Source organism: Flavobacterium sp. 270, from assembly GCF_004368785.1.
Lineage (GTDB): Bacteria > Bacteroidota > Bacteroidia > Flavobacteriales > Flavobacteriaceae > Flavobacterium.
In genome coordinates, this window is sequence record NZ_SODM01000005.1 from 386,223 (window position 1) to 400,352 (window position 14,130).

The following is a 14,130-nucleotide window of genomic DNA, read 5'->3' on the forward strand; positions in this document are numbered from 1 at the left end:
AATAATAAAATGTAAATGTTTACTTCCTGCTAACCCCAGCACTTTCAAAACTTGCCATTTCATTCAAAAAAGCTGTGGCTGATTTCAAAATAGGCAATGCAATAGCACAGCCCGTTCCTTCGCCCAAGCGCAAATCTAAATTTAAAATTGGTTTTGCATCCAGATAATTTAATAATTTTTGATGCGCTTGTTCAGCCGAAACATGACAAAAAACAGCATTTTGCTTAATATCAGGATTTATTTTTGAAGCAATTAGAAAAGCAGTACTGCAAATAAAACCATCAACCAAAATCAGCATTTTTTGCTCGTAAGCCGATAACATTGCGCCAGCCATCTGCATAATTTCAAAACCTCCAAAATAGGCCAGTTGCTGTGTCAATTCGGCTTGACCGGAATAATTTTCGATAGCTTTTTTTAGTATGTTTTGTTTCTGAATTAATTTTTCATCTTCAACACCAGTTCCTTTTCCGACACATTCTTCAATAGGAAAACCGGTTAAAAGACTCATTAATACAGAAGCTGTAGAAGTATTTCCAATTCCCATTTCGCCAAAACCAATGCAGTTACAATCTGTTTTTACAATATTTTCTACAATCGATTTTCCTTTATCAAAACACAATCGAAGTTCTGTTTCGCTCATTGCCGGCAAGTGTAAAAAAGACTGCGTTGCTTTGGCGATTTTGGTATTAATTAATTTCGCATTTGTTGGGAAATCATAATTTACACCAGCATCTACAATTGATAATGCAATATCATTTTGCTTGCAGAAAATATTTATAGCGGCGCCGCCTTCAAGAAAATTATTGACCATTTGTCGTGTAACATCTTGCGGATAAGCACTCACGCCATGATTGGCAATTCCGTGATCTGCTGCAAAGACAACAATATTCGGATTTTTTATTTTTGGATTTAAAGTTTCAAAAACACTTCCCATCTGAAAAGCTAAAGATTCTAAAATGCCTAAAGAACCAATTGGTTTAGTTTTAGAATCAATTTTTTCTTGTAAAAGTTTTTTGAAATCGCTTTTGTTTTCTTTTTCAGATTGAGAATTAAACTGAAGATTAGAAACTTCACTTTCAATAATATTTTTGATTTCTTTACAATCCGGAGATTCCGATTTTTGTTTCCAGTTTAACTGTTGCAACATCGGCTGATTATCATAATTAGTAGCAGGTTTTCCGATGCAGAAATAACCAAGAGGTTCGATATTTTCTGGCAGATCAATTATTTTTTTAAACTGATAATAATTTAAAATCGAAACCCAGCCCATTCCGTAACCTTGTTCAGTAAGCGAAAGCCAAATATTCTGCGCCGCACAAACCGAGCTAAATTTTACCGCTTCGTTACTGCCAACAGTCCCGATCGTAAATTGATTTAAAACAGAACGATCGTAAGCAATAATAAGTCCAATTGGTGCTTCTTCAATCGCTTCAAGTTTTAGCGATTTATAATGTTGTTTTTGTTCTGGATTATCGGTCAGCGATGCAGCTTTATCGTTATACTCTAAAAAAAGATTTTTGATAGCACTTTTAACTTCTGCCGATTTAATGATGTAATATTTAGTAGCATCTGTAAGCCCAACCGATGGTGCCCAATGACCTGCCTGCAAAGCTTTCTGAATTACGTCTTCTGGAACTTCATCTGTTGTAAAATGTCGGGTATCACGGCGTGATTTTAAAATATCATCTAAATAACTCATTTGATAAAATTACAATATTTAATTCGAAATGAAATTCCAAAAAATAAATTCCAAATTCCAAAACGGTTACAATCTTGGAATTTGGAATTTAAAAAAATTGACATTGAATTTTTCTATCCCTTTATTTTAACCGGAATTCCGGATACCATTAATATAACTTCATCGGCTTTTGATGCCAAATACTGATTCATCCAGCCTTGCAGTTCGGTGAATTTTCTGCCGATATGAGTTTCGGCATGAACGCCCATTCCAATTTCATTGGTAACAATTATTAAAGTCGCGTCTGGATGATTTGCTATTTTTTCGAATTCAGCTTTTGCTCCTTCCAAAGACAATTCTACATCATTCTTAGTATCAATAAAAAAGTTGGTCAGCCAAAGCGTAACACAATCAATCAAAGCTACTTTTTCGGTAAAATCAATTTCACTTAGATGTTTTTCTTTTTCAATATTGGTCCAGCGTTCGTCACGTTCGCTTTGGTGTCTGTCAATTCTATTCTGGAAATCTTCGTCCCATTTTCTGGCTGTAGCTACATAGATTGGCGCATCAGAAAAACGTAATGCTAAATTTTGAGCGTAACTGCTTTTGCCAGATCGTTCGCCTCCGGTAATTAGGTAAATCATTTTTTTTTGAATTATGAATTATATGAGTTATAAGTTATGGATTATAAGTTAAGAATTATTATTAGTTACCGTAAAGTTTATAACTCATAATTAATAACTCATAATGTCTAATAAGGACAATGTCTGCAGTCATTTTCACAACAGTTACCTCGTTTTAAATGAAACCAGGTTGTAAAGACACAATTGCCGTCATCAAGATAATAATCGATATCTTCAATTAATTTTGGAGTTTTGGGTAAAGATATGGCTTTATTCTGAAGTGCTTTTATAGGAGTCATCGTTTCTACATAAGCGTCGATTTTATCCACGCAGGCTTCTTTAAAGCAAATAGGGCAAAGGCAGTCACCGCCTTCAGAAAGATTAAATATAGGAGGGAAGTCATTGCACCAGCATTTATTTTCAACAGAAATATCTCCGCAGCTAAAAGCCGATTCACAGCCAGAGCAGATTTTGGTTTTTGTGGTATTCATTTTTTAAATGATATTGTTTGTTGATTTTTGTAAGAATAAAATTAAACAAAAAAATTAGAAATTGGTTTACCTTTGTCATTATTCAAAAAAATAATTACATAGTAAAAATTCAAAGAATCAAAAATAATACCGCATATTCTTAAATAACAGAAACAACATAATCTACTATATGAAACAATTATTCCCAAAATTGATCTTTCTTTTTTCTTTTTTTCTCCTAATAGGATGTAAGAAGAATGAAACACAAGATGTTACAAAATCTGATAACCCAAAAAACAGTATCGAATATGCTTCTGGGCTTTCAATCGTAAAATACGAAGGATATTCGGTCGTAAAAGTTATAAACCCTTGGCCTAATGCAAATAAGGATTTTACTTATGTGCTAAAAGAAAATGAAGCTAAAGTTCCGGACAGTTTGCAAAAATATACTACCATTAAAGTTCCTTTAGAAACTGTTGTGGTAACTTCTACAACTAATATTCCGTTTTTAGAAATGCTGGAAGTAGAGAATAAACTAGTTGGTTTTCCGCATACCGATTATGTTTCTTCTGAAAAAACAAGAGCTTTAATTGACAAAGGTTCTGTGAAAAACATTGGACAAAATGAAAAATTAAACATCGAGCAGTTAATTGAATTATCACCGGATTTAATTGTAACTTTTGGAGTGGATAATAACAATCCGATGTTGGATAATTTAAAGAAAAGCGGTTTGAATGTTTTTATTCAGGGCGATTGGATGGAGCAGTCTCCACTTGGAAAAGCAGAATGGATTAAACTTTACGGTGCTTTGTTTGGTAAAGAAGACAAGGCTAAAGAATTGTTTGATAAAATTGTTTTGAGTTATACTCAGGCACAGAAATTAGTATCGGAACAAAAAGCAACTTCAACAGTTTTATACGGTTCAATGTATGAAGATGTTTGGTATGTAGCCAAAGGAAACAGCTGGGTTGCGCAATTTATGAAAGATGCACAGGCCGATTATTTATGGGCAAATTTAAAAGGGACAGGAAGCGAAGGTTTGTCTTTTGAAAAAGTATTGGTTAAAGCTAAAGCAGCCAACGTTTGGATTGCAACGGGTTCTGTTAAGAGCTTAGAGGAACTTGGCAAAAACAATCCGCATTATACAGAATTTGATGCTTTTAAAAATAAAAATGTTTATACGTTTGAAAGTAAATTGGGTGCAACCGGCGGAACTGTTTTTTATGAATTATCTCCAAGCCGCCCTGATTTGGTTTTAAAAGATTATATCAAAATTTTTCATCCGGATTTACTGCCAAGTTACGAGTTTACTTTTGCGTCTAAATTGAATTAAATTGGCAGATAAAAAACGAAATACTATTTTATTTTTGATACTAGGTTTAGGCTTAGTATTTATGTTTCTTGCGAGCCTGAGTTTAGGTTCTGTTACGATTCCGCTAAAAGAAGTGTATGCGAGTTTGACTGGCGGTCATGCAAGTAAATCGGCTTGGGAATATATCATCATTAATTATAGATTACCAAAAGCAATTACAGCTGTTTTGGTGGGAACGGGATTATCTATAAGCGGTTTGTTAATGCAGACGTTATTTAGAAATCCGCTTGCGGGGCCTTATGTTTTAGGATTAAGTTCTGGTGCCAGTTTGGGCGTTGCTTTTGTAATTTTGGGTGCAGGATTTCTACCTTCTTTTTTAAGTGCGATTGCTTTATCGTCTTACGGAATTGTTCTCGCTTCAACTTTAGGAAGTTCATTGGTTTTATTATTGGTTTTATTGGTTTCGCAGAAATTACGCGATACAATGGCGATTTTAATTGTTGGATTAATGTTCGGAAGTTTCACCACGGCTATTGTCAGCGTGCTGACGTATTTTAGTACGGCAGAACAATTACAGAAATTTACATTTTGGTCTATGGGAAGTTTAGGAAATCTTTCCTGGTCTACAATTGGAATTTTTACTATTTGTGTGAGTATTGGTCTGCTTTTAAGCGCAAGCAGTATTAAACCTTTAAACGCTTTGCTGTTGGGTGAAAATTATGCAAAAAGCGTCGGATTAAATTTTAAGAAAGCCAGATTGATAATCATATTTGCAACCAGTATTTTGGCAGGAAGTATTACAGCTTTTGCAGGTCCGATTGCTTTTATTGGTTTGGCGGTGCCTCATATTGCGAAACTTACTTTTCAAACCAGTAATCATACGGTTCTATTTTGGAGCACTTTATTTTTTGGAGCAACGATTATGTTGTTCTGCGATATTGTTTCAGAAATGCCAGGATTTGAAGTTACACTTCCTATAAACGCCATTACGTCTATTATTGGAGCTCCGGTTGTGATTTGGCTTTTAGTTAGAAAAAGAAATTTTACGTAAATTATTTGGCCACAGATTATACGAATTATATAGGTTTTCACGGATTTTTTTAAATCATTTTAATCCATTTAATTTGTGCAAAAAGAAAAAAATGCCAGTAAAAAACTCAGAACCTTAGTCTCTTAGTAACTTAGCACCTAAAAAAAATGAATATCCTCTCAACTTCAAACTTAAATGTTGGCTATAAATCCAAGAAAGGAACTGTGACTATTGCCGAAAATCTAAATTTGAATTTAGCTTCAGGAAAACTCATTTCATTAATAGGCGCAAACGGAATCGGGAAATCGACTTTGCTGCGCACGATTACAGGAATCCAGAAACCTTTATCGGGAAATGTATTTTTGAGTGATAGAGATATAACAACTTTTAAACCTTTAGATTTAGCACAAAATTTAAGCGTTGTTTTAACCGAAAAATTACCGCCGAGTAATTTGTCAGTTTTCGAATTAGTGGCGTTAGGACGTCAGCCGTACACGAATTGGATCGGAACTTTAACTCCGGAAGATATAACGAAAGTAAATGAAGCTTTAGAATTAACTCAAATTATTCATCTGGCACGCAAAAAGCATTTCGAAATTAGCGACGGACAATTGCAAAAAGTTTTAATTGCCAGAGCTTTGGCGCAGGATACACCGCTTATAATTCTAGACGAACCTACAACGCATCTGGATTTACTGCACAAAGTTTCTCTTTTCAAATTATTGAAAAAATTAACGCAGGAAACTCAAAAATGTATTTTGTTTTCGACTCACGATATTGATTTGGCAATACAATTGAGTGACGAAATGATTATTATGACGCCCGAAAGTATAGTACAAAATGAGCCTTGTAATTTAATTTTAAATGGAAGTTTTGGCGCTTTGTTCAAAGATGAGCATATTATTTTTGATACAGAAAAGGGAAAGTTTGTGATTACTTAAATAACTTTTGAGCCGTCCTGCAAGGTTTCCAAAACCTTGTAGGTATGATTATCCGTATGGCTTAAATTTAGACCAACAAGGTTTTGAAAACCTTGCAGGAAACTTAAACTTTTAAACCAATCTGTCTCTTAGCTTCCCCAACAACAAAAGCAACAGAATTCGCGATATTAAAGCTTCGAATTAATTTCGACATCGGAATCGTTAAATGATTCTCAAAACAAGCTAAAACTTCTTTACTCAAACCAACACTTTCTTTTCCGAAGACTAACCAGTCTCCGTCCTGAAAATCGGTTTCTAAATATGATTTTTCTGCATGCGAACTCATCAAAAATACGCGTGACTGATCTGGAATTTGTTTAATCCATTCCTCAATAGTCGCATATTCGGTAACATCAAGATGAACCCAATAATCAAGACCGGAACGTTTTAGGTTTTTATCATTAATTACAAATCCAAAAGGATGAATTAAATGTAACCGACTTTCGGTGCCAACACATAATCTTCCGATATTTCCGGTATTGTTTGGGATTTCTGGTTCTACAAGAACAACATTCAGCATTTTTTTGGGAGTTATAAGTTAGGAGTTAAAAGTTATAAGTTAGGAGTTATAAGTTAAGAGTTATAAGTTAAGAGTTATAAGTTAAGAGTTATAAGTTAGGAGTTATTGGAAAATTATCTAATTATCTAATTTATTCTAATTGTCTAATGATCTAATTTAAAATCGGAAACCTCAACAACTTCTCCGGCTTTTAAGTTTTGCAAATATACATTTCCTATCCGAACACGGACTAATCGTAAGGTTGGAAAACCAACTGCAGCGGTCATTTTTCGAACCTGGCGAAATTTGCCTTCATTTACAGTAATTGATGCCCACGAAGTCGGGCCGTGACGTTCGTCCCTAATTTTTTTGGCTCTTGGTCCAAAATCAGGGATTTCGGTAACGATAAAAGCAGAGCAGGGTTTAGTTTTGTATTTTCCGCCGTCAAAACCAATTTCAACACCTTTTTGCAATTGTTCAATAGCTTCAGGCGTAATTACACCGTCAACTTGTACATAATATTCTTTATCAACCTTTTTGCTTCTTATTTGTTCGCTTACTTTTCCATCAGTCGTCAATAAAAGCAAGCCTTCAGAATCTTCATCGAGGCGACCAATAGCCATAGTGCCTTCGGGGAAATTATACAATTCGCCCAAAAGTTTTTTCTTTCTCTTTAATTCATAAATAAATTGGCTCAAATAGCCGTAAGGTTTAAAAAGAATGAAGTGTTGATGCATTTTGTTTTTTGACGCAAAGATAACTTTGTTTGTCAAGCGGTAAAAGAAGAATTACTTTTTAAGCAGTAAAAAATAATTCAATTTAGATTTAATAATTTTTCGGTCTTTGTCCAGCAGATAAATTTTTTCTGGATTAGCGCTGTAATATCCGTAGTAAATTTGTTTTTCTAATGGCTGATCCCAGTTTAAGACATAAATAGTGCCGTCAGGATCATTTTCTAAACCTCTTTCGGTATTAAAATTACCTTTCTGGGTAAACGTATTTCCGGGTTCTTTTCCTTGATAAGTACTTATTAATTCAAATTTATTGTTTTGCATTACACCATAATCGGTATTGATTTTTAGAGTTGTATTAATGCCGGTGCAATCAGCACATGGCAACAGACCTTCGTAGATTGTTGTTTTTCTAAAATCGTTGTTTGTTTTAGAAACAGGTTTTTCATTTTCTGGCAATGTATTATTATCTGTTTTTTTAGAATTACAGGATAATAGTAAACACATAATTGCTGCAAAATAGATTGTCTTTTTCATGATGTATTTAGAATTTATTGGATTCAATTAAAACGAAATTAATGCGCAAAAAATTATCTTACAAACCAAAAGCAATGTTAAATAACTTATTTTCTGTTTTCAAAATTTGTAAATTAGGTAATACTAATTAAAATCTAATATCATGGAAAATAATAATTTAGGTACAAAGAAGATAAACGGAGTACAAAAAAATATAGACGAGTCTAAAGGTAAAAACGTTTCTCACGATTCAGAATTACATGAAACAAAATTAACTACCGAAACTGTAACAGATACTGAAGGAAATAAAGAAACAGTTAAAAGAGCACGAAACGAAAATGAGGACATCGAAAAAAATGTGACAGAAAACCAAAGTCAAAATCCAAACGCAAATCGAGGTGTTTCGACAGAAGAAGAAGCGGAAAAAACAGTTGAGAATAAAGACAGAAATTCTGATATTACAGCAAATCGTTATCCAAATTCTCACCCGGATAATCATAAAGATCGCGGTAATATGAAATTGGATGATGAAGAATGATTTTAATTATAATACAAAATTTCCCGTTTATTAAGATGAGATTTTAGCCAAATAACATTTGATTAGCATAACGCGTTAATGTTATTGTAAACTTCGTTTGAAACTGGTTTGTCTTTTGGGTTCTTCGTAAATTGTAGGTACAAATTTAAAATACAAGAATATGGCACTTTTAGAAAACAAAGTGGCTTTTGTATCTGGCGGCGGTTCTGGAATTGGACGCGCGGTTGCAGAAGCTTATGCCCGAGAAGGAGCAAAAGTAGTACTTTCAGACATTAATGTAGAACATGGCGAAGAAACTGTAAAGAAGATTAAAGATAAAGGCGGAGAAGCTTTTTTTGTAAAAGGAGATTCGTCGAGTGCAATGGATAATAAACGTATGGTTGAGGTAACGGTTTCTAAATACGGACGACTTGATATTTCCTGTAATAATGCTGGTATGGGCGGGCCCGCAAAACCGACGGGTGAGTACGAGCCAGAAGCTTGGGATCGCGTAATTGCTTTAAATTTAAGCGGTGTTTTTTACGCCTGCCGTTATCAACTGGAACAAATGGAAAAAAACGGAGGAGGAAGTATTGTAAATATTGCTTCGATTCACGGACAGGTTGCTGCACCCAATAGTCCGGCATACACGGCTTCTAAACATGGAGTTGTGGGATTGACTAAAAATATTGCTGCAGAATATGCGCAAAAAAATATTCGTTGTAATGCTGTTGGCCCAGGATATATTGAAACGGCTTTGCTAAAAGATAATTTAAATACAGATGCTATGGATGCAGTTGCTGCAAAAGCACCAATGAACCGTTTAGGAACTGCAGAAGAAATTGCCGAATTGGTAGTTTTTCTAAGTTCTGAAAAATCATCTTTTACGACCGGAAGTTATATCATTGCAGATGGAGGTTATACTGCTGTTTAATACCAATTAATACAAACAAAAATGGCTGTCTTGATTATTGGCAGCCATTTTTTTTATTCCATTATAGAAGAAATAATTCTTCAAATCTGTCAAAATTTACATCAGGAGCTATTTCAAAATAATAGTCCAGCTGCCATTGCTGCGTTTTTTGAGCTTGTGCATTTGTGGTTTCATCCCAAGGCGGATAAACACGAATAGCTCTTTTACCTTCTTTATTTTTTGTAGAGAAGATACCATTTTCTAATAAACAAGATTTTGGAAAAATAAATTGTCCGTATTGAAAGTCGTTTGTAACGCCAATTACGACAAAGTCAATATCATCTGAATCATCAAAAGGCTCAATAATACCGAAGATATTGCGTTTCCATAAAGTTACAAACTGACCAGTTTTTGTTGGGGTAATTTTGGCTTCTCTGTAACAAATGTGTTTTTCATTAAGATAAAAACGATAGGCGCTGTAATCAGCACTTTCTGCTTCTTCCTTAGGCTGCGTACAATCAAAATCATAACAATCATAAACAACCTCTTTGGCAAACATAAGTCCCTTTGGGAAAGACTTCTGGTGCGACCAGTGGTTTTTGATTATCATTTTGAGAAGATTGTCTTTTAGACTTGTTTTCAAAATTTATGTAGGTTTTAGGGGGTTACGTTTATTTTTGGGGTTTATGTGGGTTTAAAGGTTAATACTTATTTAAAATGTAAAATTCAATCCAAAATTCAATCCCCATTGGAACTGATTAAATGATTGATTATTCAGTGGGTTAATGTAGTAATTTATCGCCGGTTCTGCAAAAATATTTGTTTTTTTGTAAACCCTGTATTGTAGGGTACTACTTAAGGTTGAGCCGTAAACAAAATTATTTGCATTCACATTTTGACCTATAGAATTGCCGTCTAAAGCTACTTGGTTTGAAATTAATTTACCTACAAAACCTCCCGTATTCAAATTTATACTTGTTTTATTTTTATTAAATATTGAATACGAAACCTCCAAAGGCATTTCTATATATCGTAAACTTTGGTCTAAATTACCGCTTTGTATATTGTCACTTTTTACGACTTCTTTGGTGTTATTAGGAACAAGAACATAATCGCTGTTATTAGCAATTTGAGGTGCAGCAGAATTTTGTACCAAATAATAATCTCCAGAAGTAAAAAAGGCGTTATTTTTTGCGCTCATATATGATACGTTGGCAACACTTTGCGCCAGTTCGTTGATTTTAAAACCAGAACCAACAGCCCATTTGTTGTTGATTTTATATTTTGTTTTTACCCCATAAGTACTCGATTGTTTAGAATCGTTGGCGTTGCCTAAAGTTTTTTCATTTTTATAGTTTTCAGAAGCAGCAACACCGGCAAAAACAGAAACTGCCCATTTTTCTCCTTTTAATTTAGATTTTGTTTCCTTATTGTTTTCTTTTTTCGCTTCTGGGGTAACAATTCCTTTTTCTAAATTCTGAAGTTCTGCCAATTGTACAGAATCTTGTTTGCTTAAAACATCAATAAATTTTGAATTCTCTTTTTGAGTACTCGCAACTGCTTTCTCAGTACCTGCATTTTGATTTTTCTGTCTTGCGATACTTTCGTTAACCGTATTTTGATTTCCGTTTGAAATTGGATTAAAAGCAATATTATTACTTTTCTTAGCAACTAATTTATCCTCAAAAATCGAATTTGAAACTTGATTTTTTGGAACAGAATTGAATTTGCTTTCTTTTCCAAAAACAACTTTTTGCTCCGCAATACCTTGATTAGCTGTTCTTTTTTTATTGCTTACAATTTGATTTTTCGAAGCATTGTTAAACACATTGTCTTTGGCAGGAACATAAGATTGTTGAGCCACAGCTTGATTTGCGGTTTTCTCTTTATTGTTTAAAATCTGATTTTTAGAAGTATTATTAAACGTATTTTCTTTAGCAGGAATATAAGATTGTTGAGCCACAGCTTGATTTGCAGTTTTCTCTTTATTGTTTAAAATCTGATTTTTAGAAGCATTATTAAACGTATTTTGTTTAGCAGGAACATCAGACTTTTGAGCCACAGCTTGATTTGTTGTTTTCTCTTTATTGTTTAAAATCTGATTTTTAGAAGCATTATTAAATGTGTTTTCTTTAGCAGGAACATCAGACTTTTGAGCCACAGCTTGATTTGTTGTTTTCTCTTTATTGTTTAAAATCTGATTTTTAGAAGCATTATTAAACGTGTTTTCTTTAGCAGGAACATCAGACTTTTGAGCCACAGCTTGATTTGCGGTTTTCTCTTTATTGTTTAAAGTCTGATTCTTAGAAGCATTGTTAAACGTATTTTCTTTAGCAGGAACATAAGATTGCTCTACTACAGCTTGATTTGCGGTTTTCTGTTTATTATTTAAAACCTGATTTTTTGAAACAGCATTCAAATTGTTTGCTTTCGCAGGAGTCAATGGCTGTTCTGCAACCGCCTGATTTGTATTTGCGCTCTGAACATCAGATTTTAAATCTAAATTATTGTTGTTGTTTTTATTTTTTAATGTTGCATTTGCAGTTTGTACTGCTTTGTTTTGATTTTTTTGAGCAGGATCTAATTCATTTTTTACTGGCGAATTAGTTTTGTCTGCATTAGATTTTTCAACAATAGTATTTTCAGGTGAAACAGTTGTATTTTTATTCGTGTCTTGTTTTTTGTTTTCAAAAACTACTTTATTATTATCGAGAGAGCCGTTGTTTAGATTGTTGATTCCAGAAGTTGAGTTAAAATGTAAAATAGAGGTAAGCCCTAAGCCTAACAATAAGCATGCAGCAGCAGACCACCAAAGAATGGCTCTTTTTTTCTTTTTAGGTTTATCTAGTTTTTCTTCAATAAGCCCCCATAGTTCTGGTGGCGGAACACTCGAAAAGTCTTCCATTGATGAAAAAATATCTTCTATATTTTGCTTTTTCATGCTATTTTAAAATTTTTTATACTCAAAATCTTTTTTTGCAAGATGTGCTTGGCTCTGTTTAAATTTGATTTTGATGTTCCTTCTGAAATTTTCAATAATTCGGCGATTTCTTTGTGTTTCATTTTTTCAAAAACATACAAGTTAAAAACCGTCCGGTATTGATCGGGTAAATCCCGAATGTATTCTAGTAACTTTTCTTGTTCTATGGGAACGATGTCTAATTCTTCTTCCTCGACAAAATCGGTATCGGGATCAAAAACATCCAGAAAGAAACTCTCTTTTTTCTTCTTGTTTAAAGTTTCGATGAGCTTATTAATAAAAATCCGCTTTAGCCATCCTTCAAAACTTCCTTCAAATTTGTATTGGCCTATTTTCTGAAAAACAATAACAAATGCTTCCTGAAATACATCTTTGGCATCATCTTCATTTTTCATATATTTCAAACAGATACCATATAAAACAGGAGAGAACAACTGATAAATTTTCAGTTGTCCCTCTCTGTCATTTTTAATGCACAGTTTGATATATTTTTCTAAATCGTCTTTCAAGAAAATGGTCAAATTTATTTTTGCAAAAATAGTTTATATAAGCTTACAAAACTATCTTTTGTAAATAGTACGCGCTCCGTCTGAATTGTTGCTTACAAGTGTTAGGTTTTGATTGTCAAGCTTTTCTATAACATAAGTTTTACCTTCAAAAGTAACTAAGTCATGTTCTGCATGATCAAAATAACCCGTTCCTTTTTCTACTACATAAGTACTGTTTCTAATTTCTACATCATTTTTATACGTAATAACTTTTCCGTTTGAAGTAAAAATTATTTTTTTAGAAAACCCTATAGTTTTTGGAGTTGAGGTATAAGGATTGTCACTTCCTCCCAAAGATTTTTCCCAAGTCCAGGTATTCACAATCGATCCCGAATCTACATGAGTAGCTTCTAGTGAGTATGCCGATGAAAACAGGCAAATTGCAAAAATCAATAAGTACTTTTTCATATTAATTAGTTTGGAGTTGCAGCTGAAAATTTATCTTTGATAGCTTTCTTGAAAATTTTTATTTCAGTATTTTGATCTGGCGTATCATTAGCATCAATATAAATTTTAGTAACAGAAGATCCCTGACGTAGTTCAAAATATACATTTCCAGCGTTTGCAGGATCTGGCGTACCATATGTTTTAGTTTGTCCTTTTAGGTTTAAAATTTCTGTTGGCACTGTTTTTAAGAATGCAGTATATTCTCCTCTTTTAGGAGTAACATTATATTGGTATTCATTAAAATTGAATTTTCCGGTAACTACATTAAGAAATTTCAAGTAGTTGAAATCATTGATCTGATAAAAAGTATTTGCAGTACCGTAAGTTCCTATTACAGCATTGTCAGAACTCTCAGTTGTTTTATTAAACAAGATTTGTTTTGTAGTTTTTGGAATCAAAATATAATCTGAAGGATAAGAAGGAGCTGCAGTGATATTTTCTCCTGACAAAGGCGATTTCTCATAAAAATTAATTACAACCTGACATTTATTTTCTACAACTGTAGTAATTTTTATAGCATATCCGTCTGTAGATTTAATTCCTGCAAAAATACCCACAAGATAGTATTTTGTAAAATCGATGGTTGGATCTGCAGCAACAGAACAAGAGTTACTGTGTTTGTCAAAATATTGATCCAGTTTTTCCTGAGAAGCTACAACAATTGCAGTAGGATTGGTAGGTAAAGTTTTAACAGTGTAATTGCATGGAAGAGGAAATCCCGTAAAAGCTAAATCTGTATATGCACCGCAATCAACATTCATATCGTCATTATTCAGTGAGCATCCGCTAATTCCTAAAGCTATAAACAAGCTTAACATTAATTTTTTCATGATAAATTTTTAATAGGTTATATTTAGTAGATGTGCTTCTGTTGAAATGGTTGCGT

The 14,130-nt window shown here is 33.3% G+C and carries 16 protein-coding genes; 5 read left to right on the plus strand and 11 right to left on the minus strand.

Going from position 1 to position 14,130, the window contains the following annotated elements:
• Positions 1-19: 19 nt before the first annotated feature.
• From cobT to EV144_RS19075, 3 genes are all read right to left on the minus strand, one after another.
• Entirely contained in the window at positions 20-1,699 is a 1,680-nt protein-coding gene (cobT, locus tag EV144_RS19065; protein ID WP_134150738.1) for a nicotinate-nucleotide--dimethylbenzimidazole phosphoribosyltransferase, read from the minus strand.
• A gap of 113 nt (positions 1,700-1,812) precedes the next feature.
• Positions 1,813-2,322, minus strand: a complete 510-nt coding sequence (cobU, locus tag EV144_RS19070) for a bifunctional adenosylcobinamide kinase/adenosylcobinamide-phosphate guanylyltransferase (RefSeq protein WP_134150739.1) — start codon at positions 2,320-2,322, stop codon at positions 1,813-1,815.
• Between the two features lie 107 nt (positions 2,323-2,429).
• Complete coding sequence (locus tag EV144_RS19075) at positions 2,430-2,792, minus strand: DUF5522 domain-containing protein (RefSeq protein ID WP_134150740.1); 363 nt, start codon at positions 2,790-2,792, stop codon at positions 2,430-2,432.
• Positions 2,793-2,961: 169 nt separating this feature from the next.
• Between EV144_RS19075 and EV144_RS19080 the strand changes: the two genes are divergently transcribed.
• The 3 genes from EV144_RS19080 to EV144_RS19090 all read left to right on the plus strand — a co-directional run bounded on the left by EV144_RS19080 (position 2,962) and on the right by EV144_RS19090 (position 6,054).
• Complete coding sequence (locus EV144_RS19080) at positions 2,962-4,104, plus strand: ABC transporter substrate-binding protein (protein ID WP_134150741.1); 1,143 nt, start codon at positions 2,962-2,964, stop codon at positions 4,102-4,104.
• Between the two features lies 1 nt (position 4,105).
• Positions 4,106-5,134: an iron ABC transporter permease gene (locus tag EV144_RS19085; RefSeq protein ID WP_134150742.1), complete on the plus strand. Its 1,029-nt coding sequence runs from the start codon at positions 4,106-4,108 to the stop codon at positions 5,132-5,134.
• 146 nt (positions 5,135-5,280) lie between these two features.
• Positions 5,281-6,054 carry an ABC transporter ATP-binding protein gene (locus EV144_RS19090; RefSeq protein ID WP_134150743.1) on the plus strand — a complete coding sequence of 258 codons (774 nt, stop codon included), beginning with the start codon at positions 5,281-5,283 and terminating at the stop codon, positions 6,052-6,054.
• Positions 6,055-6,157: 103 nt separating this feature from the next.
• Here the strand turns inward: EV144_RS19090 and EV144_RS19095 are convergent, their stop codons facing one another.
• The 3 genes from EV144_RS19095 to EV144_RS19105 form a co-directional block, all read right to left on the minus strand.
• Entirely contained in the window at positions 6,158-6,613 is a 456-nt protein-coding gene (locus EV144_RS19095) for a tRNA (cytidine(34)-2'-O)-methyltransferase (RefSeq protein WP_134150744.1), read from the minus strand.
• Between the two features lie 143 nt (positions 6,614-6,756).
• Positions 6,757-7,329 (minus strand): pseudouridine synthase, encoded by a 573-nt coding sequence (locus tag EV144_RS19100; RefSeq protein WP_134150745.1) that lies wholly within the window; start codon positions 7,327-7,329, stop codon positions 6,757-6,759.
• Positions 7,330-7,380: 51 nt separating this feature from the next.
• A complete protein-coding gene (locus EV144_RS19105; protein WP_134150746.1) occupies positions 7,381-7,860 on the minus strand; it encodes a copper resistance protein NlpE in 480 nt (159 codons plus the stop codon).
• A 142-nt stretch (positions 7,861-8,002) separates the two neighbouring features.
• On the opposite strand from EV144_RS19105, the gene EV144_RS19110 reads away from it, so the two are divergent.
• Complete coding sequence (locus tag EV144_RS19110) at positions 8,003-8,377, plus strand: hypothetical protein (protein WP_134150747.1); 375 nt, start codon at positions 8,003-8,005, stop codon at positions 8,375-8,377.
• 160 nt (positions 8,378-8,537) lie between these two features.
• Positions 8,538-9,290, plus strand: a complete 753-nt coding sequence (locus tag EV144_RS19115) for an SDR family NAD(P)-dependent oxidoreductase (protein ID WP_134150748.1) — start codon at positions 8,538-8,540, stop codon at positions 9,288-9,290.
• Between the two features lie 61 nt (positions 9,291-9,351).
• Here EV144_RS19115 and EV144_RS19120 read toward each other — a convergent pair whose 3' ends face one another.
• The 5 genes from EV144_RS19120 to EV144_RS19140 all read right to left on the minus strand — a co-directional run bounded on the left by EV144_RS19120 (position 9,352) and on the right by EV144_RS19140 (position 14,074).
• Positions 9,352-9,879, minus strand: a complete 528-nt coding sequence (locus tag EV144_RS19120) for a MepB family protein (RefSeq protein ID WP_134150749.1) — start codon at positions 9,877-9,879, stop codon at positions 9,352-9,354.
• A gap of 102 nt (positions 9,880-9,981) precedes the next feature.
• Positions 9,982-12,210: a hypothetical protein gene (locus tag EV144_RS19125; RefSeq protein WP_134150750.1), complete on the minus strand. Its 2,229-nt coding sequence runs from the start codon at positions 12,208-12,210 to the stop codon at positions 9,982-9,984.
• Positions 12,207-12,770: an RNA polymerase sigma factor gene (locus tag EV144_RS19130; RefSeq protein WP_317129087.1), complete on the minus strand. Its 564-nt coding sequence runs from the start codon at positions 12,768-12,770 to the stop codon at positions 12,207-12,209. The genes EV144_RS19125 and EV144_RS19130 overlap by 4 nt, the downstream gene beginning before the upstream one ends.
• Positions 12,771-12,809: 39 nt before the next feature.
• Positions 12,810-13,205 (minus strand): hypothetical protein, encoded by a 396-nt coding sequence (locus EV144_RS19135; protein WP_134150752.1) that lies wholly within the window; start codon positions 13,203-13,205, stop codon positions 12,810-12,812.
• A gap of 5 nt (positions 13,206-13,210) precedes the next feature.
• Complete coding sequence (locus EV144_RS19140) at positions 13,211-14,074, minus strand: protease complex subunit PrcB family protein (protein ID WP_134150753.1); 864 nt, start codon at positions 14,072-14,074, stop codon at positions 13,211-13,213.
• Between the last annotated feature and the right edge of the window lie 56 nt (positions 14,075-14,130).

Coding starts and splice junctions, on each gene's coding strand:
- cobT (WP_134150738.1), bottom strand. CDS start 1,699: ATGAGTTATTTAGATGATATTTTAAAATCACGCCGTGATACCCGACAT.
- EV144_RS19110 (WP_134150747.1), top strand. CDS start 8,003: ATGGAAAATAATAATTTAGGTACAAAGAAGATAAACGGAGTACAAAAA.
- EV144_RS19100 (WP_134150745.1), bottom strand. CDS start 7,329: ATGCATCAACACTTCATTCTTTTTAAACCTTACGGCTATTTGAGCCAA.
- EV144_RS19075 (WP_134150740.1), bottom strand. CDS start 2,792: ATGAATACCACAAAAACCAAAATCTGCTCTGGCTGTGAATCGGCTTTT.
- EV144_RS19080 (WP_134150741.1), top strand. CDS start 2,962: ATGAAACAATTATTCCCAAAATTGATCTTTCTTTTTTCTTTTTTTCTC.
- EV144_RS19115 (WP_134150748.1), top strand. CDS start 8,538: ATGGCACTTTTAGAAAACAAAGTGGCTTTTGTATCTGGCGGCGGTTCT.
- EV144_RS19090 (WP_134150743.1), top strand. CDS start 5,281: ATGAATATCCTCTCAACTTCAAACTTAAATGTTGGCTATAAATCCAAG.
- EV144_RS19135 (WP_134150752.1), bottom strand. CDS start 13,205: ATGAAAAAGTACTTATTGATTTTTGCAATTTGCCTGTTTTCATCGGCA.
- EV144_RS19140 (WP_134150753.1), bottom strand. CDS start 14,074: ATGAAAAAATTAATGTTAAGCTTGTTTATAGCTTTAGGAATTAGCGGA.
- EV144_RS19105 (WP_134150746.1), bottom strand. CDS start 7,860: ATGAAAAAGACAATCTATTTTGCAGCAATTATGTGTTTACTATTATCC.
- EV144_RS19120 (WP_134150749.1), bottom strand. CDS start 9,879: ATGATAATCAAAAACCACTGGTCGCACCAGAAGTCTTTCCCAAAGGGA.
- EV144_RS19095 (WP_134150744.1), bottom strand. CDS start 6,613: ATGCTGAATGTTGTTCTTGTAGAACCAGAAATCCCAAACAATACCGGA.
- cobU (WP_134150739.1), bottom strand. CDS start 2,322: ATGATTTACCTAATTACCGGAGGCGAACGATCTGGCAAAAGCAGTTAC.
- EV144_RS19125 (WP_134150750.1), bottom strand. CDS start 12,210: ATGAAAAAGCAAAATATAGAAGATATTTTTTCATCAATGGAAGACTTT.